This is a genomic window from Kitasatospora sp. NPDC127067 (genome assembly GCF_042724755.1).
GTDB lineage: Bacteria > Actinomycetota > Actinomycetes > Streptomycetales > Streptomycetaceae > Kitasatospora > Kitasatospora lactacystinica.
Genome location: NZ_JBHXEM010000126.1, coordinates 1 through 24,921, shown reverse-complemented (window position 1 = coordinate 24,921; position 24,921 = coordinate 1). Strand labels below are relative to the sequence as shown.

Sequence of the window (24,921 nt, the reverse complement as noted above, 5' to 3'; positions counted from 1 at the left end):
GGCGTGGACCGCTTGCGCCGGGTGAAGGCCCGCCGCACCGGCGCGCGGACCGCCTCGACCGCCCGGCCGGCCCGGCTGCCGACCGCCGCCCGGGCCGCCCGCACCGCGTCGGAGATCCGCCACCACAGCTGGGCCGAGGACGGCGGCAGCAGCAGCGCCCTGGTCCGCCCGGCCCGGCCGGCGCTCGCCCGCAGCCCGCGCCGGACGGTGCGGACGTCGGAGGCCAGCGGCTCCGTGGTGGGCCGCCCGGGCGGGGCGTAGAGCACCCGCTCGGTGGCCAGCGCCAGCCGGCCGGTGGCGGCCGAGGAGTCCGCGTCCAGCTGCGCCTTCTCGGTGATCCGGCGGGCCGCCGAACGCGGCGTGCGTGACTCGTCCGGGGGAATTCCCAGGTCCCAGGCGGAGTCGATCAGCTCGTCCCAGGCGGCCAGCACCTGGGCGTCGGTCAGCTCCGCCGGCCCGCTTCCGCCGGGCCCGCGCCGGCCCCCGCCGCCCAGTCGGCGGCGGCGCACGGCGGCGCGCCAGAGCATCGGGGCGAGCAGCAGTGCGATCAGTACGAGCACCGCGGCCAGGGTGCCGAGCACCTGCGGGGAGAGCAGCCAGGACTCCTCGGCGGCCGTGGCGACGGCCTTGCCCTTGGTGTCGCACTCGCCCAGCTGGCGCTGCTTGGGGGTGCAGTCCGAGCTGGAGGTCGGCGCCGGGGCGGCCGAGGCGCTCTGCGGGGCGGCGGTCGCCTGCTGGGTCGGCGCGCTGGTCGGGGCGCTGGACGCCTCGGTGTAGCGGGCCGGGACGCCGCGGCTCGGGGTCGGCTCGAAGCGCAGCCAGCCGTAGCCCGAGAAGTACAGCTCGGGCCAGGCGTGGTACATCCGGCCGGTCACCGAGTAGACGCCGCCGCCCTTGCTGTCGCCGGGGGTGAAGCCGACGGCCACCCGGGCCGGGATCTTCAGCACCCGGGCCATCGCCGCCATGGTGGAGGCGAAGTGCACGCAGAAGCCGCGGCGGTCGCGCAGGAAGACGGCGATGGCGTCGCTGCCGGTGCCGCCGTTGACCGCGGTGTCGTACGTGAAGTCCGGCCCGGTGAACCAGTTGACCAGCGCCGTCGCCCGGTCGTAGTCGTTCCGGGCGCCGGCGGTGACGGCCCTGGCCTTCTCGGCGACGACCGGCGGCAGGTCGGCCGGGACGGCGGTGTAGTGCTCCCTGATGTCCTGCGGCGCGGTGGCCGCGAGGCGCAGGTCGTTGGCGCCGGGCCGCAGGTCCAGCGCGCTGACGTGGTAGTTCAGGCCGCGGATGGCCTTGTCGTTGGCCGGCAGGACGGTGCGGGTCAGCGGGTCGAGCTTCCAGTCGCCGGGCTTGGGGACCTGGACGGAGGCGGCCGGGTAGGGCATCGGCAGCCAGCTGCCCTCCAGCCGGTCGCCGATCTTGAAGTCGCCCTCGATCCGGGGGCGCTGGGCGTCGCGCAGGCCCTCGGGGGTGGGCAGCGTCGCCGGGAGGTCGGTGACCGTGGTGCTGCCGAGCTTCCAGTTGGTGCCGTCGAACTGGTCGAGCGAGCCGGTCCGCAGATAGGTCTGATCGGCCAGCGAGCCGTCCAGGGTGTAGGTGAGCAGCTCCGCGTCGGTCGGCTTGGTGACCGCGGCCTCCAGGCTGACCAGCGGGTCGAGGCTGGTCGACAGGCTCCCGCCGACGCCCTTGCCCTTCGATCCGCCGGATCCGGAGTTCAGCAGTCCGGAGCTCCAGTGCGGCAGGACCACCGGCAGCAGCAGCGCCACCGCCAGGGCCAGCACGCCGACCTGCCGGCCGCCCGGGCTGACCCGGCCGGACTCCACCGAGCCGCGCGCGCCGCCGTAGAAGACCCGGCCCCAGCGGGAGACCCGGTCCTGGCCCTCGGCGAACAGCAGCAGCAGGTAGCCGGCCGCGGCGACGGCGAACCAGACCCAGCTGCCGTGCTCCCCGGCCAGGCCGTTGCCGACCGAGTACAGGGCCAGCAGCGGCAGCCCGGCCAGCGCCGAGCGCCGGTAGGTCACCGCGACGGTGTCCACCGCGACGGCGATCAGGCCGATCGCCGAGACCAGGATCAGCCGCAGTCCGGCGGTGGGCGGAGCCGGGATGGCGTACTGCTGTATGTCGTCCAGGCCGGAGGTGAGGACCTGGTCCAGGACCCGCATCGTGGCCGGCCCGGGCAGTACCCCGCCGGCGCCCGCGAAGCCGAGCAGCAGTAGGAGGAGCAGCACCAGCAGCTGCCCGACCGGCACCGTCCAGCGGTACAGCGGGGAGCGGCGCAGGCCCGCGCCGACCGCGGAGATCACGGCGATCACCAGGACGGCGTGGGTGAACCAGCTGCGGGTGGTGAGCAGCGGCATCATGCACAGCGAGGCGAGGGCGGTGGCCAGCGCCGAGTACGCGGTCAGTTTGGCCCGGGTGGTCACGCGCCGGCCTCTTCTCGGTAGGGGGCGGTCGTCCTGCTGCCGTCGGCGGCCCGCCACAGGTCCGGTACGGAGTCCCCGGCCCGCACCGGGATCACCGTCCACCCGGACTCGCGCAGCTGCCGGACCCGGGCCCGGAAGTCGTCGCCGCCGGTGTCCGGGGCGAGCATCCGCAGGCCGGCCCAGGTGCCGGTGTCCAGCAGGAGGGCGATCGCCCCGCCGGCGCGGCTGCGCAGCCGGCCCAGCCGGGCGGCCTGGGCGTCGTCCAGGTCGCCGAGGACGGCGACCAGCAGGCCCTCGCCGCCGGCACGCAGCGGGTCCTCGGCGCGGGAGAGGGTGCCGCCGTCGGACAGGTCGGCGACGGCGAGGGCGTCGAGGATCAGCCCGGAGGTGGCGGCGCTGCCGTGGCCGCCGCCCGCGCCGGGCGCGGGCACGGACAGTCCGGTGTCGGTGAGCAGCCGGGTCTGGTAGCCGCGCTCCAGCAGGTGCGCGCAGACCGAGGCGGCGCAGCCGACCGCCCACTCGAAGGAGGAGGCGGGGCCGCTGCCCCGGTGGGCGATCTCCCGGGTGTCCAGCACGACGGTGGCCCGGGCCTGCCGGGGCTGCTCCTCGCGGCGCACCATCAGCTCGCCGTACCGGGCGGTGGAGCGCCAGTGCACCCGGCGCAGGTCGTCGCCGGGCCGGTACTCGCGCAGGATCACGTCGTCGTCGCCGGCCAGCGCCAGGGTGCGGCTGTGGCTCTCGCCCTGGCCGATCCACTCGCCGCTGAGCCGTACCGACGGCAGCGCCTGGACCTGGGGGACGACGGTGAGGACGTCGGAGGCGGTGAAGGCGCGGGTCACCTCGCACATCCCGAACGGGTCGGACAGCCGCAGCTGGAGCGGCCCCAGCGGGTAGCGGCCGCGCAGGTCGGAGCGGACCCGGTAGGAGACCTCGCGGTGGCCGCGCGGCTCGACCCGGTCCAGCACGAAGCGCGGGCGCGGCCCGAGCACGTACGGGACCTTGTCCTCCAGCAGCAGCACGCCGGTGGGCACCCGGGAGACGTTGTCGACCCGCAGGTGGACCCGGGCCTCCTGGCCGGCGACGGCCCGGCGCGGGCTGAGCCGGCGTCCGCTGGCCACCCGGTAGCGGGTGTTGGCGACCACCACCACGGCGACCAGCGGCAGGGCGGCGAGCAGGACGCCGACGCGCAGCAGGGCGTCCTGGTCGAGCAGGTAGGAACAGACCACCGCGGTGACCCCGGCGGCGAGGAAGGACCGCCCCCGGGTGGTGAGACCGCGGAACCCGGCCCGCAGTCCCGAAGCGGAGTCGGACTGGGTCACCTCAGCCCCTCCGGACGGCCGGGCCGCCCTGCGGGCGCGGCAGCGGCAGCCGGGCGACCAGGTCGGTCACGATCTGCTCGGAGGTGCGGCGGCTGAGCTGGGTCTCGGCGGTCGGCATCAGACGGTGCGCCAGGACCGGGACGGCGAGGCGCTGGATGTCGTCAGGGGTGACGTAGTCGCGCCCGTCCAGCGCGGCGGCGGCGCGGGCGGCCCGGACCAGGTGCAGGGTGGCGCGCGGGGAGGCGCCCAGGCGCAGCTCCGGGCTGGTGCGGGTGGCGCCGACCAGGTCGACGGCGTAGCGGCGGACCGGGTCGGCGATGTGCACGCCGCGGACCAGGTCGATCAGCTTGAGGATGTCGGAGGCGTGCGCGACCGGCTGGAGGTCCTCCAGCGGGCTGGCGCCGGCGTGCACGTCCAGCATCGCGAGCTCGGCCTCGGGGCTGGGGTAGCCGATCGAGATCCGGGCCATGAAGCGGTCGCGCTGGGCCTCCGGCAGCGGGTACGTGCCCTCCATCTCGACCGGGTTCTGGGTGGCCACGACCATGAACGGCGAGGGCAGCTCGTAGCTGGTGCCGTCGATGGTGACCTGGCGCTCCTCCATGGACTCCAGCAGCGCGGACTGGGTCTTGGGCGAGGCGCGGTTGATCTCGTCGCCGACCACGACCTGGGCGAAGATCGCGCCCGGGCGGAACTCGAAGTCGTGCCGCTGCTGGTCGTAGATGTTGGTGCCGGTGACGTCCGAGGGCAGCAGGTCGGGCGTGAACTGGATGCGGCGCACGGTGCAGTCGAGCGAGCGGGCGAGCGCCTTGGCCAGCATGGTCTTGCCGACGCCGGGCACGTCCTCCAGCAGCAGGTGGCCCTCGGCGAGCAGGACGGTCAGGGCGATCCGGACGGCCTCCGGCTTGCCCTCGATCACGCTCTCGACGTTGGCACGGACGCGGTCGACGACCGCGGCGAGCTCGGGGAGCCCGACCGGCTGGTACCCGTTCGCCCTCTGCTGCTCGCCCCCCGCAGGACTGCCGAGTCCGGCCTGATCGTTGTAGCTCGTCACCCGTTTACGCTCCCTGGCACCCTGTGCCCGCCCCGTCCCGAGGCCGGGCCCCACCCCATGCTTGACGCGGCCGTCCCGGGGGCGGTTCCGAACAAGGATCCGGCGCCGGGAAAGGCGGCCTGCGGCCTGGCCGCCCCAGGTGGTTCGGGGTCCGACCGGCAGGCGCATTCTCCCCCGCGGGATGGCCAGAAGTCACCATTCGGCGGTTCCCGAATGCCTGGACCGCGGGTGGCCGGTCCGCTCGTCTCCGGGCGGCTGTGGCGGGCCCGGGGACGAGCGGACGGAGAACTCAGTCGATCTCGCGCAGCAGGCCGGTGTGGACGTCGAAGACGAAGCCGCGGACGTCGTCGGTGTGCAGCAGGAAGGGAGAGGTGCGGACGCGCTGCATGGACTGGCGGACGTCGCCGTCCAGGTCGACGAAGGCCTCCACCGCCCACTGCGGGCGCTGGCCGACCTCCAGCTCCAGCTCGCGGCGGAAGTCCTCGGTGAGCCCGAGGAGGCCGCAGCCGGTGTGGTGGATCAGCGCGATCGAGCGGGTGCCGAGGGCGCGCTGGCTGATGGTCAGGGAACGGATGGTGTCGTCGGTGACGACGCCTCCGGCGTTGCGGATGACGTGCGCGTCGCCGAGTTCGAGGCCGAGTGCCGCGAACAGGTCGAGGCGGGCGTCCATGCAGGCGACCACGGCGATCTTCTGCACCGGGCGGGCGTCCATCCCGCCGTCCTGGAAGGTCACGGCGTAGGCGCGGTTGGCCGTGACGAAGCGGTCGATGACGGTGGGTCTGGCAGGGGCGGCAGCGGCGTTCGGCGAGGGCCGGTCGGGTGTCACTGTCATGGTGGCGACGTTAGTGCGGATCGGGACCGCGCGGTGGGGCGGGGAGCTACAGAACCGGGCGCCGCGATCGGGTGCATCGCCACAACCGGAGGGTCCGTCCGGGCAGGTACGGGGTGACCCGCACGCGGGGCGGGGAGGGGGCGCGCGCCGGCCGCCGAAGGCCCCCGATCCGTGCCGCCACCGGTCCATCCGCACGCCCGCGACCTGCGGTGATCCGTACCGCCGCCCGGGTGGTGCGCCGGAGCGGACCATTGACTGGCAAGGCCCGCGCGATAGAGTTTGCGGCGCAGTGGAGCACACCCGCAGGGGCCCGTCAACCGGGCCTTCCCGGCCGGTGCGGCCCGGTCGACGCGGTCCGTGGCCTCCTCCCGCTCCGTGCCCACCTGGCGCACCTTCCCCGGCGCCGGGCGGTCACGACCTTCCCCTTGAGCGGGCGGGGACCACGGGCCGCTTCGTCGTGCCGGGGCACGGTGGGCGAGAATGGTCGCAGCTCCCGGACGTCGGGCTGCTCCGCACCGAGGAAGGGCGCCACCGCGCATGACCACCAACGAACCGGGCCCCAAGCACGTTCCGGTGATGCTCCAGCGGTGCATGGACGCCCTGGCCCCGGCGATCTCGCGCCCCGGTGCCGTCGTGGTCGACGCCACCCTCGGCCTCGGCGGACACAGCGAGGCGCTGCTGACCCAGTTCCCGCAGGTGCGGCTGGTCGCGGTGGACCGCGACCCGGTGGCGCTGAAGCTGTCCGGCGAGCGGCTGGCCCCGTTCGGCGACCGGGCCACCCTGGTGCACGCCGTCTACGACGAGATCCCCGAGGTGCTGGAGCGCCTGGGCATCGACGAGGTGGACGGCGTCCTGTTCGACCTCGGCGTCTCCTCGATGCAGCTGGACGAGGCCGAGCGCGGATTCGCGTACGCGCAGGACGCGCCGCTGGACATGCGGATGGACCAGACCCGGGGGATCAGCGCGGCGGAGGTGCTGAACACCTACAGCCACGGCGACCTGGCCCGGATCCTCAAGGTGTACGGCGAGGAGCGGTTCGCCGGGAAGATCGCCTCGGTGATCCTGCGGGAGCGGGAGAAGGAACCGTTCACCAACAGCGCGCGTCTGGTCGAGTTGGTGCGCAACGCCATCCCGGCGGCGACCCGTCGGACCGGCGGGAACCCGGCCAAGCGGACGTTCCAGGCGCTGCGGATCGAGGTCAACGGCGAGCTGGAGGTCCTGGACCGGGCGATCCCGGGCGCGCTGGACGTCCTCGCGGTGGGCGGCCGGATCGCGGTGATGTCCTACCAGTCGCTGGAGGACCGCCTGGTCAAGCAGTGCTTCGCGGCCGGTGCGACCAGCACCGCTCCGCCGGGCCTGCCGTTCATCCCGGAGGAGCACCAGCCCTGGCTCAAACTGATCACTCGCGGTGCCGAGCTGGCCACCGAGGAGGAGATCGAGGAGAACCGGCGTGCCGCGCCCGTGCGGCTGCGGGTGGCGGAGAGGATCAGGGACCGTAGCAAGCGGGGCTGACGAACCGGTCCCGGCGGGTCCGAAGGGTGGAGGAGAGCGGTGGGGCCGGTGGCCGGTGAGGTCCGGGCGGGGCGGGGAGGACTCCCGAGGCAGGGCAGGGCACGGATCACGGTCCGGCCGGGCAGGCGCCCGGTGCGGAGGCGCACGCCGTTCGCGGTGCTCATCGTGGTGCTGCTGGCGGCCGGGCTGCTCGGCCTGCTCACGCTGAACACCGCGCTCAACGAGGGCTCCTTCGAGCTGTCCCGGCTGCAGAAGCAGACCACGACGGCGACCGACGAGCAGCAGGGCCTCCAGCACGAGATCGACCAGAGCTCGGCGCCGGACGCGCTGTCGCGGCGCGCGGCCGAGCTCGGCATGGTCCCGGCCGGCGGCATGGCCTTCCTGGACGTCCCGAACGGCGGCAAGGTGATCGGCACCCCGGGCCCGGCGCAGGACAGCCCGCCGGTCAAGCGGTCCACGGCCGAGCCGTGGCCGACCAGGGCCCAGCCGAGTGCCGCCCAGCCCGGCGCCGGACCGTCGCCGGGCGCGCCGCAGCCGGGCGGTGCCCCGTCGCCCGCCGCCCCGCCGCCGGCGCCGACTCCGGCGGCGTCCGCCGGTGACTCGGTGATCCAGCTCAACCCGGTCCCGCCCACCGCGGGCGCGAAGCCGAGCGGGGGTGCCGGCCGGTGAGCGGGCGGAACGGGCGAACCGTCAACAGGTACGAATGGTGCGAAGCGTCCGCCGAGCGCAGCGAGGTGGTCGCATGAGCACTCCACGTCAGCCCACCAGTGGGTCCGGCGGCGGCAACGGCCGCCGTCCGGTGCCCCGCGGCGGCGCGCCGCGCGCGCAGTCCGGCTCCGGCCGCGGCCAGCCGGTCAAGGGTCAGCCCGTGAAGGGCCAACCGGCCAGGAGCCAGCCGGCGAAGGGTCAGCCCGCCCGCAGCCAGTCGGCCAAGGCCCAGCCCGCCAGGTCGGCCTCCGTCGGCCGTACCCCGCGGGCGCCGCAGCAGCGCGGCCCCGAGGGACGCCCGCCGGCCCGCAGCCAGGCGGCGGTGCGCCCGCGGAGCCGGCCGTCGCTGCGCCCCAAGGCGCTCAAGCTGGCCGAGCCGAAGCGCCGGCTGCGGGTGATCAGCGTGGTGCTGTCGCTGGTGTTCTCCGTCTTCGCGGGCCGCCTGGTGCAGCTCCAGCTGGTGGACGCCGACGCGCTGGCCGCCGACGCCAACACCAACCGCTACCTGAACATCCCGATCACCGCCGAACGCGGCTCGATAACGTCCTCCGACGGGGTCTCGCTGGCGGCCACCGTCGACGCGTACGACATCACCGCCGACCCGGCGATGTTCACCCCGGAGGCGACCGGCATCCCGGACGCGCCGGAGCAGGCGGCCGCGCTGCTGTCGCCGATCCTCGGCGTGCCCAAGGAGAAGATCGCCGCCGACCTGCACACCCCCAAGAGCCGTTACAAGCGGCTCGCGGCCCAGCAGACCCCGGCCGCCAAGAAGCAGATCAGCGACCTCAAGTCGGGCCTGGAGAAGCAGGCCGGCTCGCGGGCCTGCCAGGCCCAGAAGAGGCTGCTCGGCAAGCCCGCCGACCAGGGCGGACGCACCCGGGTGGACAACGAGTGCGCCAACCCGCTGGCCGGGGTGTTCAACCGGGAGACCCAGAAGCGGATCTACCCCGCGGACGGGCTGGCGGCCAACCTGGTCGGCTTCGTCAACGCCGAGGGCGAGGGTGCCGGCGGCCTGGAGCTCCAGTACCAGAAGCTGCTGGCCGGCAAGGACGGCCACAGCAGCTACGCCCAGTCGGGCGGGCGGCTGGTGCCCACCGCGGGGGGCTCGATGGAGCCGGCCGTGCCGGGTGACGACGTGAAGCTGACCATCAACCGGGACATCCAGTGGGCCGCCCAGCGGGCGATCACCGACCAGGTGGCCAACTCCGGCGCGGAGAAGGGCTACGTGGTGGTCCAGGACGTGAAGACCGGTCAGGTCCTCGCGATGGCCACCGCGCCCGGCTTCAACCCGAACGACCTGAGCCTGTCCAAGCAGGCGCAGCTGGGCAACCCCGCCCTGGCCGACGCGTACGAGCCGGGCAGCACCGCCAAGCTGATGAGCCTGGCCGCCGTGCTGGACTCCGGCAAGGCGACCTGGGACACCAAGGTCACCGTGCCCAACCGGCTGGTCCGGGCCGGGCAGCAGTTCAAGGACGACATCGACCACGACCCCTGGTACCTGACCCTGGCCGGGGTGCTCGCCAAGTCGTCCAACATCGGCACCATCGAGGCGGTCGAGACCCTCGGCGACGGCGACCAGCTGAAGGCCAACCAGGTGCTGGACGGCTACATGCGCAAGTTCGGCGTGGCCCGGCCGACCGGCCTGGGCTTCCCCGGGGAGACCCCCGGGATGCTCAAGAAGCCGGAGGACCTGGTCGCCTCGGAGAAGTACAACATCTCCTTCGGCCAGGGCCCGCTGCAGATGAACGCGCTGCAGGCCACCTCGGTCTACTCCACCATCGCCAACGGCGGGGTGCGGGTCGCGCCCAGCATCGTCCAGGGCGTCACCGACCCGAACGGCAAGTACACGCCGAGCGCGCCGGGGGAGCAGACCCGGGTGGTCAGCCCGGAGACGGCCAAGACCCTCACCTCGATGCTGGAGTCGGTCGTCGACGACGAGCAGGGCACCGGCGGCAAGGCCGCCATCTCCGGCTACCGGGTCGCGGGCAAGACCGGCACCGCCAACCGGGGCGCCGCCAACGGCGTCGGCTACGACGGCTACACCGCCTCCTTCATCGGCTTCGCCCCCGCCGACGCCCCCCGGTACACCGTCTCCTGCACCCTCCAGGGCCCGGTCAACGGCCACTTCGGCGGCCAGCTGTGCGGCCCGGTGTTCAAGCAGGTGATGGAGTTCACCCTGAAGACCATGCAGGTCCCGCCGAGCGGCAGCCAGGCGCCCAACCTCACCGTCGACTGGAAGCCGTGAACGAGCGATGAGCAACGAACCGGCCGGGCCGGAGCACGGCGCGGCGAAGGGCCGGTTTGGCCCTGGACGCCCTTCGGCGGATAGCCTTCCCGCCGTGCCGAAACCCGATCAAACCACCGTGAGTCCGCCCCGCCCGACCGGGACCACCGCCCTGCCGCTCGCCGAGCTGGCCGCCGAACTGGGCCTGCCGCCCGTCGAGGGCGGCGCCGTCAGCGGTGTCACCCACGACTCCCGCGCGGTCCGCCCGGGCGACGTGTACGTGGCCTTCCCGGGCGCCAACCACCACGGCGCGGCCTTCGCGGCCAAGGCCGCGGAGTCCGGCGCGGTGGCGGTGCTCACCGACCCGGCCGGCGTCGAGCAGGCGGCCGCCACCGGCCTGCCGCTGCTGGTCGTCGACCGGCCGCGGGCCGTCATGGGCGAGCTGGCCGCGATCGTCTACGGCCGCCCCTCCCGGCGGCTGCTGATGCTCGGGCTGACCGGCACCAACGGCAAGACCACCACCTCCTACCTGGTCGAGGGCGGCCTGCGCGGCGCCGGGCGCAGCCCGGGCGTGATCGGCACCGTCGAGATGCGGGTCGGCGAGGAGCGGATCAAGAGCGAGCGCACCACCCCCGAGGCCACCGACCTGCACGCGATCCTCGGCGTGATGGCCGAGCGCGGCGCCGACGCGGTGACCATGGAGGTCTCCAGCCACGCCCTGGTCTTCGGCCGCACCGACGGCGTCGCGTACGACGTCGCGCTGTTCAACAACCTGACCCCCGAGCACCTCGACTTCCACCCGGACATGGAGGACTACTTCCAGGCGAAGGCCCGGCTCTTCCAGCCCGGCAAGTCCCGCCGGGGCGTGGTCAACCTGGACGACGAGTACGGCCGCCGGCTCGCCGCCGAGGCCGAGATCCCGGTGACCACCTTCTCCGCCACCGGCGCCGCCGGGGCCGACTGGCGGGCCGTGGACGTCCGACTCGGGCCGGTCGGCTCCACCTTCAGGGTGCAGGGCCCGGACGGCGCCGAGGCCGACGCCTCCGTCCCGCTGCCCGGCCCGTTCAACGTCGCCAACGCGCTCGCCGCGATCACCGTGCTGGTCGCCGCCGGGCTGCCGCTGGAGCGGGCCGTGGCCGGCGTCGCCGCCGTCCCCGGCGTGCCCGGCCGGCTGGAGCGGGTGGACGCCGGACAGCCGTTCGTCGCCGTCGTCGACTACGCCCACAAGCCGGACGCCCTCCAGGCCGTCCTCGCCTCGCTGCGCCAGGTCACCGAGGGCCGGCTGCACGTCGTGGTCGGCTGCGGCGGCGACCGCGATCCGCACAAGCGCGGCCCGATGGGCGCCATTGCCGCCCGCCTGGCCGACACCGCCCTGCTGACCAGCGACAACCCGCGCAGCGAGGACCCGTTGGCGATCCTCGCCACCATGCTGACCGGCGCCGCCGCGGTGCCCGAGGCCGAGCGCGGAGCCGTCCTGGTCGTCCCCGACCGGGCCGAGGCGATCGCACTCGCCGTCGCCCGCGCCCGGGCGGGGGACACCGTGCTGGTGGCCGGCAAGGGCCACGAGCTCGGCCAGTACGTACGAGACGAGATCCGCCCCTTCGACGACCGGGAGGTGCTGCGCGAGTCCATCGCGCGGACCGCGGCCGCGCGGGGCGACCGAGGAGTAGAGCAGCAGTGATCGCACTGACCCTCGCCGAGGTGGCCGCCGCCGTCGGAGGCACCCTGGACGGCGCCGACCCGGACGCCCTGGTCACCGGCCCGGTCGAGGTCGACTCGCGGAAGGTGGTCCCCGGCGGCCTGTTCGCGGCCTTCGTCGGCGAGCACGTGGACGGCCACGACTACGCGGCCAAGGCGGTCGGGGACGGCGCCGTCGCGGTGCTGGCCTCCCGCCCGGTCGGCGTGCCCGCCGTCCTGGTCGACAGTGTGGTGGAGGCGCTCGGCAGGCTGGCGCGCGCCGTGGTCGCCCGCGCCGAGGGCACCGCCGTGGTCGCGCTGACCGGCTCGGCCGGCAAGACCAGCACCAAGGACCTGATCGCCCAGCTGCTCCAGCGCCACGGCGAGACGGTCTACCCGCCCGGCTCGCTCAACAACGAGATCGGCCACCCGATGACCGCGCTGCGGGTCGAGGCCGGCACCCGGCACCTGGTGATGGAGATGGGCGCCCGGCACAAGGGCGACATCGAGTACCTCACCTCGATCACCCCGCCCCGGATCGGCCTGGTCCTCAACGTCGGCACCGCCCACGTCGGCGAGTTCGGCTCCCAGGAGGCGATCGCCGAGGCCAAGGGCGAACTGGTGGAGTCGCTGCCCGCCGACGGTGCCGCGATCCTCAACGCGGACGACCGGCTGGTGCGCGCGATGGCCTCCCGCACCAAGGCGAAGGTGGTCCTGTTCGGGGAATCACCGGACGCCCACGTACGGGCCACCGACGTTCGCCTGGACGCCACCGGGCGGCCATCCTTCACGCTCACCACCCCGGCCGGTTCCGCGCCCGTGCTGCTGCGCCTGTACGGTGAGCACCACGTCTCGAACGCCCTCGCCGCCGCCGCGGTGGCGGTGGAGCTCGGGATGTCCGTCGACGACACCGCGGCAGCCCTGGGCGAAGCGGGTGCGCTGTCCCGCTGGCGCATGGAGGTCGTCGACCGGGCCGACGGTGTCACCGTCGTGAACGACGCCTACAACGCGAACCCGGACTCGATGCGGGCCGCGCTGCGGGCGCTCGTCTCGATGGGCGGCCGGGGCCCGGAGCGCCGCCGCACCTGGGCGGTGCTCGGCGAGATGCGGGAGCTCGGCGAGGAGAGCCTGGCCGAGCACGACGCCATCGGGCGGCTCGCGGTCCGGCTCGACGTCACCAAGCTGGTGGCGGTCGGCGGACGCGAGGCGGCCTGCATGGAACTCGGCGCGAGGAACGAAGGTTCGTGGGGTGAGGAGTCGGTGCTGGTGTCCGACGCGGACGCGGCGGTCGAGCTGCTGCGCAGTCAGCTGCGGCCGGGGGATGTGGTCCTGGTGAAGGCTTCCCGTTCGGTGGGGCTGGAGAAGGTGGCCGAGGCCCTCCTGGCGGACGGTGTGGCCGAATAATGAAGCAGATCCTTTTCTCCGGGATGATCGGTCTCATCCTGTCGCTGCTCGGCACCCCGGCCCTGATCAAGGTGCTCGCGAAGCACGGCTACGGCCAGTACATCCGTGACGACGGCCCGAAGGCGCACCACAGCAAGAAGGGCACGCCCACCATGGGCGGCATCGCCTTCATCCTGGCGACCCTGATCGCGTACTTCGCCACGAAGGCGATAACGGGCGAGAGCCCGACGGCCTCCGGGCTGCTGGTGCTCTTCCTGACCGCGGGTCTCGGCCTGGTCGGCTTCCTGGACGACTACATCAAGGTGGTCAAGCGCCGCTCGCTGGGCCTGCGGGCCAAGGCGAAGCTGGCCGGCCAGTCGATCGTCGGCCTCGGGTTCGCCGTCCTGGCGATGCAGTTCCCGGACGACCGCGGGCTCAACCCGGCGTCCCAGAGCCTGTCCTTCGTCCGGGACTTCAAGTGGGCGATCGGCCCCGTCCTGTTCGTCATCTTCGCGTACTTCATGATCGCAGCGATGTCGAACGGCGTGAACCTGACGGACGGTCTGGACGGCCTCGCCACCGGTGCCTCGGTGATGGTCTTCGGCGCCTACACCTTCATCGGCATCTGGGAGCACACCCAGAGCTGCGCCTACGCCATCACCGCGACCGCCAACTGCTACGACATCCGCGACCCCCTGGACCTCGCCGTCGTGGCCTCCGCCCTGATGGGCTCCTGCTTCGGCTTCCTGTGGTGGAACACCTCGCCCGCCAAGATCTTCATGGGTGACACCGGCTCGCTCGCCCTCGGCGGCGCCCTGGCCGGTCTGGCGATCTGCTCCCGCACCGAGCTGCTGCTCGCCCTGCTCGGCGGCCTCTACGTGATCATCACCCTCTCGGTGATCATCCAGGTCGGCTCCTTCCGGATGACCGGCAAGCGCGTCTTCAAGATGGCGCCACTGCAGCACCACTTCGAACTCAAGGGCTGGACCGAGGTCCTGATCGTGGTCCGGTTCTGGATCATCCAGGGTCTGTGCGTCGCCGTCGGCCTCGGACTGTTCTACGCGGGATGGGTGACCGGATGACCGACCCCGACCTGACCAACCCGGACTTCGGCGGCCTGCCGGTCGCCGTCGCGGGGCTCGGCGTCTCCGGCATCAGCGCCGCGCGCGTCCTGCGCGGCCTCGGCGCCCGGGTCACCGTGGTGGACGGCGGCAGCGGGCCCGGCCTGGTCGCCCGGGCCGCCGAGCTGGAGGCGCTGGGCGTCACCGTGCGGCTCGGCGACGGGGCGAGCCTGCCCGAGGGCACCGAACTGATCGTCACCTCGCCCGGCTGGGCGCCGGACAGCCCGCTGTTCGCCGCCGCCGAGGCGGCCGGGGTGCCGGTCTGGGGCGACGTCGAGCTGGCCTGGCGGCTGCGCCGGCCGCTGCCCGGCACCGGCGAGCCCGCCCCCTGGCTGGCCGTCACCGGCACCAACGGCAAGACCACCACCGTCCAGATGCTCGCCTCGATCCTCACCGCCGCCGGCCGGCGCACCGCCGCCGTCGGCAACGTCGGGGTCTCGGTGCTGGACGCGGTGCTCGCCGAGGAGCCGTACGACGTGCTCGCCGTCGAGCTCTCCAGCTACCAGCTGCACTGGGCGCCCTCGCTGCGCCCGTACTCGGCGGCGGTGCTCAACCTGGCACCCGACCACCTCGACTGGCACGGCTCGATGGAGGCGTACGCCGCCGACAAGGGCCGGATCTACGAGGGCAACGTCGTCGCCTGCGTGTACAACCTGGCCGACCCGGCCACCGAGGCGCTGGTCCGCGAGGCCGACGTCGAGGAGGGCTGCCGGGCGATCGGCTTCGGCCTCGGCGCGCCCGGCCCGTCGAACTTCGGCGTGGTGGACGGGCTGCTGGTGGACCGGGCCTTCGTCGAGGACCGGGCCAAGAACGCGGCCGAGCTGGGCGCCGTCGAGGACGTCAACCCGCCGGCCCCGCACAACATCGCCAACGCGCTCGCCGCGGCGGCGCTGGCCCGGTCGTACGGCGTCGACCCGAAGGCCGTCCGGGAGGGCCTGCGGGCCTTCCGCCCGGACGCCCACCGGATCGCCGAGGTCGGCGTGGTCCGCGAGGTCGCGTACATCGACGACTCCAAGGCCACCAACACCCACGCGGCGGCCGCCTCGCTGGCCGCCTACCGGCCGATCGTCTGGATCGCCGGGGGCCTGGCCAAGGGCGCGACCTTCGACGACCTGGTGCAGGGCGCGGTCGAGCGGCTGCGCGCGGTGGTGCTGATCGGCGAGGACCGGGCGCTGATCCGGGAGGCGCTGGAGCGACACGCTCCGGATGTGCCGGTGATCGAGGCGGCCGAGGGCCAGACTGGCGCGGTGGCGATGGCCGAGGTCGTTCGAACGGCCGCGTCGCTCGCCCGATCGGGTGACACGGTGCTGCTGGCACCGGCCTGCGCCTCGATGGACATGTTCACCAACTACGGCGAGCGCGGCGACCTGTTCGCGGCGGCCGTCCGGGAGCTGGCGGGCGAGTAGGCGGTCCGGCGCGGGCGTCGGACGGAGAACAGTGAGCGGGGAGCGGTGGCGGGGCAGGGCAGAGCGGATTCCGGCGTTGAGAAGCGGGACGCCGCCGAGCCGATGAGAGTGATCTCCGCCACCACGACCAAGTACAAGTCGGCCGGTCCACTGGCCCGCGTCCAGGCCTTCCGGGCCAGGGTCCGGTACTGGCTGGACCGGCCGCTCACCCCGTACCTGCTGGTCGTCGGCAGCACCCTGCTGCTGGTCGTGCTCGGTCTGATGATGGTCTTCTCGGCCTCGCAGATCCTCGCCCTGAACCAGCACCACACGGCGCAGTACTACTTCCTCAAGCAGTTGATCGCGGCCATCCTCGGCCTGGTCCTGCTGATCGGCTTCGCCTCCGTCCCGGTGGCGGTGCTGCGGGTGATCACCTACCCGGTGATGATCGCTGTGATCGGCGCCCTCACGCTGGTGGCCATCCCCGGCATCGGGGTGCGGATCAACGGCAACCAGAACTGGCTGGACTTCGGCTTCTTCCAGTTCCAGCCCTCGGAGTTCGCCAAGCTCGCGCTGGTGCTCTGGGGCGCCGACCTGCTCGCCCGCAAGCAGAAGGCCGGCACCCTCAACTCGTGGAAGCACCTGCTGGTGCCGCTGGTGCCGGGGGCCCTGCTGCTGCTCGCGCTGATCATGTTCGGCGGCGACATGGGCACCTCGATGATCCTGGTGGCCATGGTGTTCGCGCTGCTCTGGATGGTCGGCGCGCCGCTGCGGCTGTTCGTGGCCACCCTCGGGGTGGCGGTGGTGGTCTGCACCGCCCTGGTGGTCACCGTGCCGCACCGGGCGGAGCGGCTGAGCTGCATCGGCGTCACCAAGCTCGACCCGGAGGGCGCCTGCTTCCAGGCCCTGCACGGCGTCTTCGCGTTCGCCAACGGCGGTGGCTTCGGCACCGGCCTCGGCGCCGGCGTGGAGAAATGGGGCCAGCTGCCCGAGGCGCACACCGACTTCATCTTCGCCGCGACCGGCGAGGAACTCGGTCTGGTGGGGACGCTGTCGGTCCTCGGTCTCTTCTCGGCACTAGGCTACGCGGGTATCCGTGTGGCCATCGGTACGAAGGACCCCTTCGTCAGGTACGCCGCGGGAGCCGCCACCACCTGGATCATGGCGCAGGCCATGATCAACCTGGGGTCGGCGCTGGGACTGCTGCCCATCGCGGGCGTCCCGCTCCCGCTGTTCTCCTACGGCGGTTCCGCCATGCTGTCGGCCATGTCCGCGATCGGAGTGCTGCTGTGCCTGGCGCGCAGCACCTCGGGCGCGAAGGCGGCCCTGGCCGCCCGGAGCAAGAACTCCCGGATCAGGAGACAACTGGCCCGGGTGCTGCCACGACGACGAACCACAGCGCGCCCGGCCCCGGGGCCGGCACGCAGGGAGCGGTGAATTTCGGTGCATGTCGTACTCGCCGGCGGGGGGACCGCCGGTCACATCGAGCCGGCCATGGCCCTCGCGGATGCCCTCCGCAGGCACGACCCGTCCGTCGGGATCACCGCCCTGGGCACCGAGCGCGGACTGGAGACCCGGCTGGTCCCCGAGCGCGGCTACCAGCTGGAGCTCATCCCGGCCGTGCCGCTGCCCCGCAAGCCCACCCCGGAGCTGATCACCGTCCCCGGCCGGCTGCGCGGCACCGTCCGGGCCGCCCAGGAGATCATCGAGCGGGTCAACGCGGACGCCGTGGTCGGCTTCGGCGGCTACGTCGCGATGCCCGCCTACCTGGCCGCCAAGCGGGCCGGCGTGCCGATCGTGGTGCACGAGGCGAACGCCCGCCCGGGCCTGGCCAACAAGATCGGCGCCCGCTACAGCGACTTCGTGGCGGTCTCCACGCCGGACAGCAAGCTGCGCGACTCCCGGTACATCGGCATCCCGCTGCGCCGGACCATCGCCACCCTGGACCGCGCCGCGGCCCGCCCCGAGGCCCGCCACTACTTCGGCCTCGACCAGCGGCTGCCCACCCTGCTGGTCTCCGGCGGCTCCCAGGGCGCGCGCCGGCTCAACGAGACGATCACCGCGATCGCCCCGCGGCTCCAGCAGTACGGCGTGCAGATCCTGCACGCGGTCGGCCCGAAGAACGAGCTGCCGCAGGTGGCGGACGTCCCCGGGATGCCGCCGTACCGCCCGGTGCCGTACCTGGACCGGATGGACCTGGCCTACGCGGCCGCCGACATGATGCTCTGCCGGGCCGGCGCCATGACGGTGGCCGAGCTGGCGGCCGTCGGCCTGCCCGCCGCCTTCGTCCCGTTGCCGATCGGCAACGGCGAGCAGCGGCTGAACGCCCAGCCGATGGTCAAGGCCGGCGGCGGCCTGCTGGTGGACGACGCCGAGCTGACCCCGGACTGGGTGCTCCAGAACGTGCTGCCGGTGCTCACCGACCCGCAGCGGCTGTGGGACATGAGCCGGTCGGCCGCCGAGTTCGGCCGCCGGGACGCCGACGACCTGCTGGTCGGCATGGTCTACGAGGCGATCCAGGCCCACCGCGGCGGCCGCCGCCGTGGCTGACGGCCGGCTCGCCGACCCGTTGGAGGAGGAGTTGGAGGTGGAGGAGTCCGCTCCCCGCCTCCGGCTCTCCCGGCGGGGCATCGTGGTGCTGGGCGTGCTCGGCGCCACGGTGCTCGGCGTGCTGGCCTGGCTGGTGTTCCTCTCCTCGGTCCTGGACGTGCGCAGCGTCGCGGTCCAGGGCATGAGCGACGACAAGTTGACGGCGGACCAGGTCCGCGCGGCGGTCGGCGGGCTCGGTGACGGCCCGCTGGCGCGCGTGGACCTGGACGACGTCCGGCACCGGGTGGAGGGGATCCCCCGGGTGGCCGAGGCCGAGGTGTGGCGGGGCTGGCCGCACACCCTGCGGGTGAAGGTCGTCCAGCGCAAGGCGGTGGCCGCCGTCAAGGGGGATGACGGCCAGTTCACCCAGGTGGATGCCGGGGGCGTGAGCTTCGCCACCGAACCGGCTCCGCCGGAGGGCGTTCCGGTGGTCGAGCTGCGACTCAGTCAGCAGGCGAACGACGTGGACGGGGTGATCTCCCGTCCGCAGTTGGTGCAGGGCGCGGTGGCGGTGGCCGCCGGGCTGCCGCCGGAGGTCGCCAAGCGGGCCGGCTCGGTGCTGGTGCACTCCTACGACGACATCGAGTTGCAGCTCAGCGGGGGTGCGACGGTGCGCTGGGGGAGCCCGGGGCAGATCGACCGGAAGGCCAGGGTGCTGGTCGCACTGATGAACCAGAAGGGCACGAACTTCGACGTGACGGCGCCGGAGGCGCCGGCGGTGTCGGGATGATCCGGTAGGTTCTCTGCCTGAGGGAGGGGTTGACGCCTTGAAGTGTCGGCCCGACTCTTGGTGGTCACCCCCGGTTTCCTATGCCGGCCGATGATCACATAGGCTCAAAAGAAAAAGGGAAGCTCGGCGTGTTCGTTGAAACACGTGCCCGGAGCCACCTAGTGTCCTGTGTCACCAGACTGTGTTTCCTGGTGATGTGACGGAGGCACAGAACTAACCCTAAAGGTCAAGTTTAGGGTTGGGGTCGGCGGTCGGCATTTCGGACATTCAGTCAGAAACCAGGCTCCCTACCCATCGACATCCGTCGGTACGGCCCCGCCCCGGGTCGGGCCGACCCGGAAATTCGAGGCGAGAGGCCTTCGACGTGGCAGCACCGCAGAACTACCTCGCAGTCATCAAGGTCGTCGGAATCGGCGGCGGTGGTGTCAACGCCATCAACCGGATGATCGAGGTCGGTCTCAAGGGCGTCGAGTTCATCGCGATCAACACCGATGCGCAGGCCCTCCTGATGAGCGACGCCGACGTCAAGCTCGATGTGGGCCGTGAACTCACCCGGGGCCTCGGCGCCGGCGCCAACCCCGAGGTCGGCCGGAAGGCCGCCGAGGACCACCGCGAGGAGATCGAGGAGGTCCTCAAGGGGGCCGACATGGTCTTCGTGACCGCCGGTGAGGGCGGTGGCACGGGCACGGGCGGCGCGCCCGTCGTCGCCAACATCGCGCGCTCCCTGGGCGCCCTGACCATCGGCGTGGTCACCCGTCCGTTCACCTTCGAGGGACGGCGCCGGGCCAACCAGGCCGAGGACGGAATCGCCTCCCTGCGCGAAGAGGTCGACACCCTCATCGTGATCCCCAACGACCGACTGCTGTCCATTTCGGACCGCCAGGTCAGCGTGCTCGACGCTTTCCGCTCGGCCGACCAGGTCCTGCTCTCCGGTGTCCAGGGCATCACCGACCTGATCACCACCCCGGGTCTGATCAACCTCGACTTCGCCGACGTCAAGTCCGTCATGTCGGAGGCCGGTTCGGCGCTCATGGGCATCGGCTCGGCCCGCGGTGAGGACCGTGCCAAGGCCGCCGCCGTGATGGCGATCTCCTCGCCGCTGCTGGAGGCCTCGATCGACGGCGCCCGCGGCGTGCTGCTGTCCATCTCGGGCGGCTCCGACCTCGGCCTGTTCGAGATCAACGAGTCGGCCCAGCTGGTCAGCGAGGCCGCCCACCCCGAGGCGAACATCATCTTCGGTGCGGTCATCGACGACGCGCTCGGCGACGAGGTCCGGGTCACCGTCATCGCGGCCGGCTTCGACGGCGGGCAGCCGCCGGCGATCGTCCGCGACCCGGTGGTCAAGTCCACCGCCCCGGAGCGCCCGGCCACCCCGCCGGCCGCCCCGGAGCGTCCGGCCGGCCGCCCGTCCTACGGGAGCATCGGCTCGGTGACGTCCCGGTCGGAGGGCGAGTCCTCGACCGTGTCGTCGAGCCGGACCGCCGAGACCTCGGCCACCACGACCGCCGCCCCGGTGCCGCCGCAGGTGCAGCCGGCCCGGCAGCCGTTCGTGGAGAGCCCGGCAGAGGAGCTCGACGTCCCGGACTTCCTTAAGTGATCGATCACTCGATCCGCGCGGGTGCTCACTTCGCCTTCACCTCCCGGTGGGGCGGGGTGAGCACTTCGCCGTACGGGGAGCTCAACCTCGGCGGCGCGGTGGGGGACGACCCGGAGGCCGTGCGGGAGAACCGGGCGCTGGCCGCCCGGCAGCTGGGTCTCGACCCGGCCGACGTGGTGTGGATGAACCAGGTGCACGGCGCCGAGGTCGCCGTGGTGACCGGGCGCCAGCCGCCCGGTCAGGCCCCGACGGTGGACGCGGTGGTCTCCGACCGGCCGCTCGCGCTGGCGGTGCTGACGGCCGACTGCACTCCGGTGCTGCTGGCCGATCCGGTGGCGGGCGTGGTGGGCGCGGCCCACGCGGGCCGGCCCGGGCTGGCGGCCGGGGTGGTGCCCGCGGCCGTCCGGGCGATGGTCGAACTGGGTGCGGAGCCCTCGCGGATCACCGCCGCCACCGGGCCCGCGGTCTGCGGCCGCTGCTACGAGGTGCCGGCGCAGCTGCGCGCCGAGGTCGCCGCGGTGGTGCCGGAGGCCTTCGCCGAGACCTCCTGGGGGACTCCGGCGCTGGACGTGCCGGAGGGAGTCGCGGCCCAGCTGGCCGCGGTGGGGGTCAAGGAGCTGGTGAGATCACCGGTCTGCACCCTTGAATCCGCCGATCACTACTCCTATCGCCGCGAGCAGCGCACCGGCCGGCTCGCGAGCTACGTCTGGTTGGGCTCTGATCACTGATGACGAACGACATCTACGGACCGTTCCCGGGAAGCCCCGGGTTCACCGCGGCGCTGACGGAGGGCCAGCGGGCCCGGTACGAGGAACTCGGCACCAACCTCGACGTGGTCGAGCGCCGGATCGCGGACGCGTGCGCGGCCGCCGGGCGCGCCCGGGAGGAGGTCACCCTGGTCGTCGTCACCAAGACCTACCCCGCCGAGGACACCGCGCTGCTGGCCGGTCTCGGGGTGACGGACGTCGCGGAGAACCGGGACCAGGACGCCGCTCCCAAGGCGGAGCAGTGCAGAAACCTTCCTCTTGACTGGCACTTCGTCGGCCAGCTGCAGACCAACAAGGTCCGTTCGGTCGTCCGCTACGCGAACCACGTGCACTCGGTGGACCGGCTCCGGCTGGTCGAGTCGCTCTCCGCGGCGGTGCTCAAGGCGGAGCGCCCGGAGCTGGGCTGCCTGGTGCAGGTGGCGCTGGACAAGGCGCACGGGGAGGGTGAGCACCGGGCGGGGGTCGCGCCGGAGGACGTCGCGCAACTGGCCGACGCGATCGCCGACACGCCCGGGCTGCGGCTGGACGGTGTGATGACCGTCGCTCCGCTGGCGGGCCCGCTGGCCGGAGACCCGGCCCGGGCCTTCGATCGGCTGGCGGAAATCGCAACCGCCGTACGGGCGGCCCATCCGGCTGCCACCATGGTCTCCGCAGGGATGAGCGGTGACCTTGAGCAGGCGATTGCCGCCGGAGCGACACATGTGCGCGTCGGAACGGCGGTACTCGGAGTGAGGTCACCCCTCAGGTAACGTCACCGGGTAAGTAGATCAGACAGCAGGACAAAATAGGACAGAATCTAGCAGCTCTTCGGAGCGCTAGCGAACCGTGGATCGCAGCTCCGCGGCCCCCGCTCCACGCATCTGACCGGCCGTCGGGCTGACACGCCGTCGTGGAGGGACCGCGGAATCCGCAGGCGGGGCCGTACGGCCCGGGCCGGAGCCGGTCCGTACGGAACGAGCGAAGCGACCATCAGAAGGTGCGCGCATCGCGAAGCCGCCACCGAGCGCGAGCGAGGTGGCTATGAGCGGAGGAGACAGGAGCATGGCCGGCGCAATGCGCAAGATGGCGGTCTACCTCGGCCTCGTGGAGGACGAGACGTACGACGGCCAGGGGTACGACCCCGACGACGACTACGACGCGGACCCCGAACCGATCCGGACGGGCCAGCGGACCGAGGACATCCCCCGGCCGGCCCCGGCTCCCGCGGCCGCCGCGCCCGCCCCGGTCTCCTCGATCACCCCGCAGCCGGTGCCCGCGGCGGTGCCGATCCGCCAGGAGACTCCGAGGATGGCCCCCGTGTCGTCCATCACACCCGAACGTCGCCACAACCTGGAGAAGAGCGCACCGGTGATCATGCCCAAGGTCGTGAACGAACGAGAGCCCTACCGCATCACCACGCTGCACCCCCGGACCTACAACGAGGCCCGTACCATCGGGGAACAGTTCCGTGGCGGGACCCCCGTGATCATGAATCTGACCGAGATGGACGACACCGACGCGAAGCGCCTCGTAGACTTCGCGGCTGGACTCGTCTTCGGTCTGCACGGCAGTATCGAGCGCGTGACACAGAAGGTGTTCCTGCTGTCGCCTGCTAACGTCGATGTCACGGCGGAGGACAAGGCTCGGATCGCCGAGGGTGGGTTCTTCAACCAGAGCTGACCCGGCCACGACTTTACGTGTGGATCTGATCAACAGTGGTTGGCGACAGGTGACGAGCGGCAGGCCCGAGGGATCGGGACCGGGGAGAGGGATACGCGATGGACATCGTGTGGGCGGTGCTCTACTACGCCCTGACCGTCTTCCTGGTGTTCCTGCTCGTACGGCTGGTCATGGACTGGGTCTTCCAGTTCGCGCGTTCGTGGCGGCCCGGCAAGGCCATGGTCCTGGTCCTGGAGGCCACGTACACTGTCACGGATCCGCCGCTCAAGCTTCTTCGGCGGCTCATTCCGCCGTTGCGTTTCGGGGGCGTGGCGCTCGACCTGTCCTTCTTCGTACTGATGATCATTGTGTATGTCCTGATCTCGCTTGTGCACCCCTAGTCGTAGGTGAGCGATGCGACAGGATGCCGGTGTGCCGACGATCACGTTGAGGTGAAGAGATGCCATTGACCCCCGAGGACGTTCGGAACAAGCAGTTCACGACCGTCCGCCTGCGTGAAGGCTATGACGAGGACGAGGTCGATGCCTTCCTCGACGAGGTCGAGGCGGAGCTGACCCGCCTCCTCCGGGAGAACGAGGACCTGCGCGCCAAGCTGGCCGCCGCGACTCGTGCCGCCGCGCAGAACCAGGCCAACCTGCGCAAGGAGCCGCAGCAGGACGCGCCCCGACAGGGCGGCGCTCCGGTGCCGGCCGCCATATCCGGCCCGCCGGTCCCCGGCCAGCAGGGTCCGGGTGGTCCGCAGCAGATGGGCCCCGGCGGCCCGCAGCAGATGGGTCCGGGTGGTCCCCAGCAGATGGGCCCCGGCCCGCAGCAGCAGCAGATGGGCAACCAGCCCCTCGGCCTGCCCGCCGGATCCGCGCCGCAGCTTCCCGCCGGCGGCCCGCAGCAGCAGCAGATGAACCAGACCATGGGCGGCCAGCAGCAGCTGGTCCAGCCGATGGGCGGTCAGATGCTGCAGCCCATGGGCGGTCCCGGTGGCCCGCAGCAGATGGGCAACCCGATGGGCCAGGGCATGGGCCAGCAGCAGATGCAGCCGATGGGTGGCCCCATGGGCGGCCCGCAGCAGATGGGCGGCCCCATGGGCGGCCCGATGCAGCAGCAGGGCCCCGGCGGCGACAGTGCCGCCCGCGTGCTGGCGCTCGCTCAGCAGACCGCCGACCAGGCGATCTCCGAGGCCCGTTCCGAGGCCAACAAGATCGTCGGCGAGGCGCGCAGCCGGGCCGAGGGCCTGGAGCGCGACGCCCGTGCGAAGGCCGACGCGCTGGAGCGGGACGCGCAGGAGAAGCACCGCGTCGCGATGGGATCGCTGGAGTCGGCGCGGGCCACGCTGGAGCGCAAGGTCGAAGACCTGCGGGCGTTCGAGCGTGAGTACCGCACGCGACTGAAGTCGTACCTGGAGACCCAGCTGCGCCAGCTGGAGTCGCAGGCCGACGACTCGCTCGCTCCGCCGCGGATCCCCGCCACCGCGTCGCTGCCGCCGGCGGCCTCGTCGATGGCCCCGGCCGGTGCCGGTGCGATGAGCAGCGGTGCGCCGAGCTTCGGCGGCAACCAGCCGTCCTTCGGAGGCAACTCGCCGTCCTTCGGCGGGAACAGCGCCTTCGGCGGCAACTCCTCGGCGCCGAGCTTCGGCGGGCAGTCGACCGGTGGCAACAGCGGTGCGCCGCAGATGCAGCCGGCCGGGATGACCCAGCCGATGGCGGCCGTCCGACCGCAGCCGCCGCAGCCGATGCAGCAGGCTCCGGCGCCGATGCGGGGCTTCCTGATCGACGAGGACGGCGACAACTGAGGTTGTAGCAGAGCCTTTTGAGGGCGCCCCCTTTTCGACCTCCGGGTCGGGGAGGGGGCGCTCTTGTTTGTGGTGGGGTGGGTGGCTATCGGGGGTGGGTGGCTCTCGGGAGGGTGGGGGCATTCGGGAGGGTCGGGGACGGGGTCGGCTACGGCGGCTCG

Annotated in this window: 20 protein-coding genes; 16 read left to right on the top strand and 4 right to left on the bottom strand. The window is 72.9% G+C overall.

The window, feature by feature from the left end; translation table 11 throughout:
- The 4 genes from ACFWJ4_RS33960 to ACFWJ4_RS33945 all read right to left on the bottom strand — a co-directional run.
- Positions 1-2,420 (bottom strand): DUF3488 and DUF4129 domain-containing transglutaminase family protein (locus ACFWJ4_RS33960; protein WP_380551125.1); only part of this gene is annotated, 2,420 nt, incomplete at its 3' end.
- A complete protein-coding gene (locus tag ACFWJ4_RS33955; protein WP_359912838.1) occupies positions 2,417-3,739 on the bottom strand; it encodes a DUF58 domain-containing protein in 1,323 nt (440 codons plus the stop codon). The genes ACFWJ4_RS33960 and ACFWJ4_RS33955, both read right to left, overlap by 4 nt.
- 1 nt (position 3,740) lies before the next feature.
- The gene (locus ACFWJ4_RS33950) at positions 3,741-4,790 is read right to left on the bottom strand and encodes an AAA family ATPase (RefSeq protein ID WP_380357231.1); all 1,050 of its coding nucleotides are present in this window, start codon (positions 4,788-4,790) and stop codon (positions 3,741-3,743) included.
- Between the two features lie 289 nt (positions 4,791-5,079).
- Positions 5,080-5,622, bottom strand: coding sequence for a beta-class carbonic anhydrase (locus ACFWJ4_RS33945; protein WP_380551122.1), 543 nt, complete (start codon positions 5,620-5,622; stop codon positions 5,080-5,082).
- A 537-nt stretch (positions 5,623-6,159) separates the two neighbouring features.
- On the opposite strand from ACFWJ4_RS33945, the gene rsmH reads away from it, so the two are divergent.
- The 16 genes from rsmH to ACFWJ4_RS33865 all read left to right on the top strand — a co-directional run bounded on the left by rsmH (position 6,160) and on the right by ACFWJ4_RS33865 (position 24,760).
- Entirely contained in the window at positions 6,160-7,134 is a 975-nt protein-coding gene (rsmH, locus tag ACFWJ4_RS33940) for a 16S rRNA (cytosine(1402)-N(4))-methyltransferase RsmH (RefSeq protein WP_359912834.1), read from the top strand.
- 132 nt (positions 7,135-7,266) lie between these two features.
- Positions 7,267-7,803, top strand: a complete 537-nt coding sequence (locus ACFWJ4_RS33935) for a cell division protein FtsL (RefSeq protein ID WP_380551119.1) — start codon at positions 7,267-7,269, stop codon at positions 7,801-7,803.
- Positions 7,804-7,876: 73 nt separating this feature from the next.
- The gene (locus ACFWJ4_RS33930; RefSeq protein WP_380551116.1) at positions 7,877-10,087 is read left to right on the top strand and encodes a penicillin-binding transpeptidase domain-containing protein; all 2,211 of its coding nucleotides are present in this window, start codon (positions 7,877-7,879) and stop codon (positions 10,085-10,087) included.
- A 7-nt stretch (positions 10,088-10,094) separates the two neighbouring features.
- Complete coding sequence (locus tag ACFWJ4_RS33925; protein ID WP_380551113.1) at positions 10,095-11,747, top strand: UDP-N-acetylmuramoyl-L-alanyl-D-glutamate--2,6-diaminopimelate ligase; 1,653 nt, start codon at positions 10,095-10,097, stop codon at positions 11,745-11,747.
- Entirely contained in the window at positions 11,744-13,147 is a 1,404-nt protein-coding gene (murF, locus tag ACFWJ4_RS33920) for a UDP-N-acetylmuramoyl-tripeptide--D-alanyl-D-alanine ligase (RefSeq protein ID WP_380551110.1), read from the top strand. Before ACFWJ4_RS33925 ends, murF begins: the two co-directional genes overlap by 4 nt.
- Complete coding sequence (gene mraY / locus ACFWJ4_RS33915) at positions 13,147-14,208, top strand: phospho-N-acetylmuramoyl-pentapeptide-transferase (protein ID WP_359827635.1); 1,062 nt, start codon at positions 13,147-13,149, stop codon at positions 14,206-14,208. The genes murF and mraY overlap by 1 nt, the downstream gene beginning before the upstream one ends.
- Entirely contained in the window at positions 14,205-15,653 is a 1,449-nt protein-coding gene (gene murD, locus ACFWJ4_RS33910; protein WP_380551107.1) for a UDP-N-acetylmuramoyl-L-alanine--D-glutamate ligase, read from the top strand. Before mraY ends, murD begins: the two co-directional genes overlap by 4 nt.
- Positions 15,654-15,755: 102 nt before the next feature.
- Positions 15,756-17,069, top strand: a complete 1,314-nt coding sequence (gene ftsW / locus ACFWJ4_RS33905) for a putative lipid II flippase FtsW (protein ID WP_359912816.1) — start codon at positions 15,756-15,758, stop codon at positions 17,067-17,069.
- Positions 17,070-17,075: 6 nt separating this feature from the next.
- The gene (gene murG, locus ACFWJ4_RS33900) at positions 17,076-18,182 is read left to right on the top strand and encodes an undecaprenyldiphospho-muramoylpentapeptide beta-N-acetylglucosaminyltransferase (RefSeq protein ID WP_359912813.1); all 1,107 of its coding nucleotides are present in this window, start codon (positions 17,076-17,078) and stop codon (positions 18,180-18,182) included.
- Positions 18,175-18,951 (top strand): cell division protein FtsQ/DivIB, encoded by a 777-nt coding sequence (locus ACFWJ4_RS33895; protein ID WP_380551104.1) that lies wholly within the window; start codon positions 18,175-18,177, stop codon positions 18,949-18,951. The genes murG and ACFWJ4_RS33895 overlap by 8 nt, the downstream gene beginning before the upstream one ends.
- A gap of 364 nt (positions 18,952-19,315) precedes the next feature.
- Positions 19,316-20,548 carry a cell division protein FtsZ gene (gene ftsZ, locus ACFWJ4_RS33890; protein ID WP_380551101.1) on the top strand — a complete coding sequence of 411 codons (1,233 nt, stop codon included), beginning with the start codon at positions 19,316-19,318 and terminating at the stop codon, positions 20,546-20,548.
- Positions 20,545-21,276, top strand: coding sequence for a peptidoglycan editing factor PgeF (gene pgeF, locus ACFWJ4_RS33885; RefSeq protein ID WP_380551098.1), 732 nt, complete (start codon positions 20,545-20,547; stop codon positions 21,274-21,276). Before ftsZ ends, pgeF begins: the two co-directional genes overlap by 4 nt.
- The gene (locus tag ACFWJ4_RS33880; protein WP_380551095.1) at positions 21,276-22,064 is read left to right on the top strand and encodes a YggS family pyridoxal phosphate-dependent enzyme; all 789 of its coding nucleotides are present in this window, start codon (positions 21,276-21,278) and stop codon (positions 22,062-22,064) included. The genes pgeF and ACFWJ4_RS33880 overlap by 1 nt, the downstream gene beginning before the upstream one ends.
- Before the next feature lie 292 nt (positions 22,065-22,356).
- Positions 22,357-22,974 carry a cell division protein SepF gene (locus tag ACFWJ4_RS33875; protein WP_224276937.1) on the top strand — a complete coding sequence of 206 codons (618 nt, stop codon included), beginning with the start codon at positions 22,357-22,359 and terminating at the stop codon, positions 22,972-22,974.
- A gap of 98 nt (positions 22,975-23,072) precedes the next feature.
- Positions 23,073-23,354 (top strand): YggT family protein, encoded by a 282-nt coding sequence (locus tag ACFWJ4_RS33870; protein ID WP_030060143.1) that lies wholly within the window; start codon positions 23,073-23,075, stop codon positions 23,352-23,354.
- Between the two features lie 59 nt (positions 23,355-23,413).
- Complete coding sequence (locus ACFWJ4_RS33865) at positions 23,414-24,760, top strand: DivIVA domain-containing protein (protein ID WP_380551092.1); 1,347 nt, start codon at positions 23,414-23,416, stop codon at positions 24,758-24,760.
- The last annotated feature ends 161 nt before the right edge of the window (positions 24,761-24,921 follow it).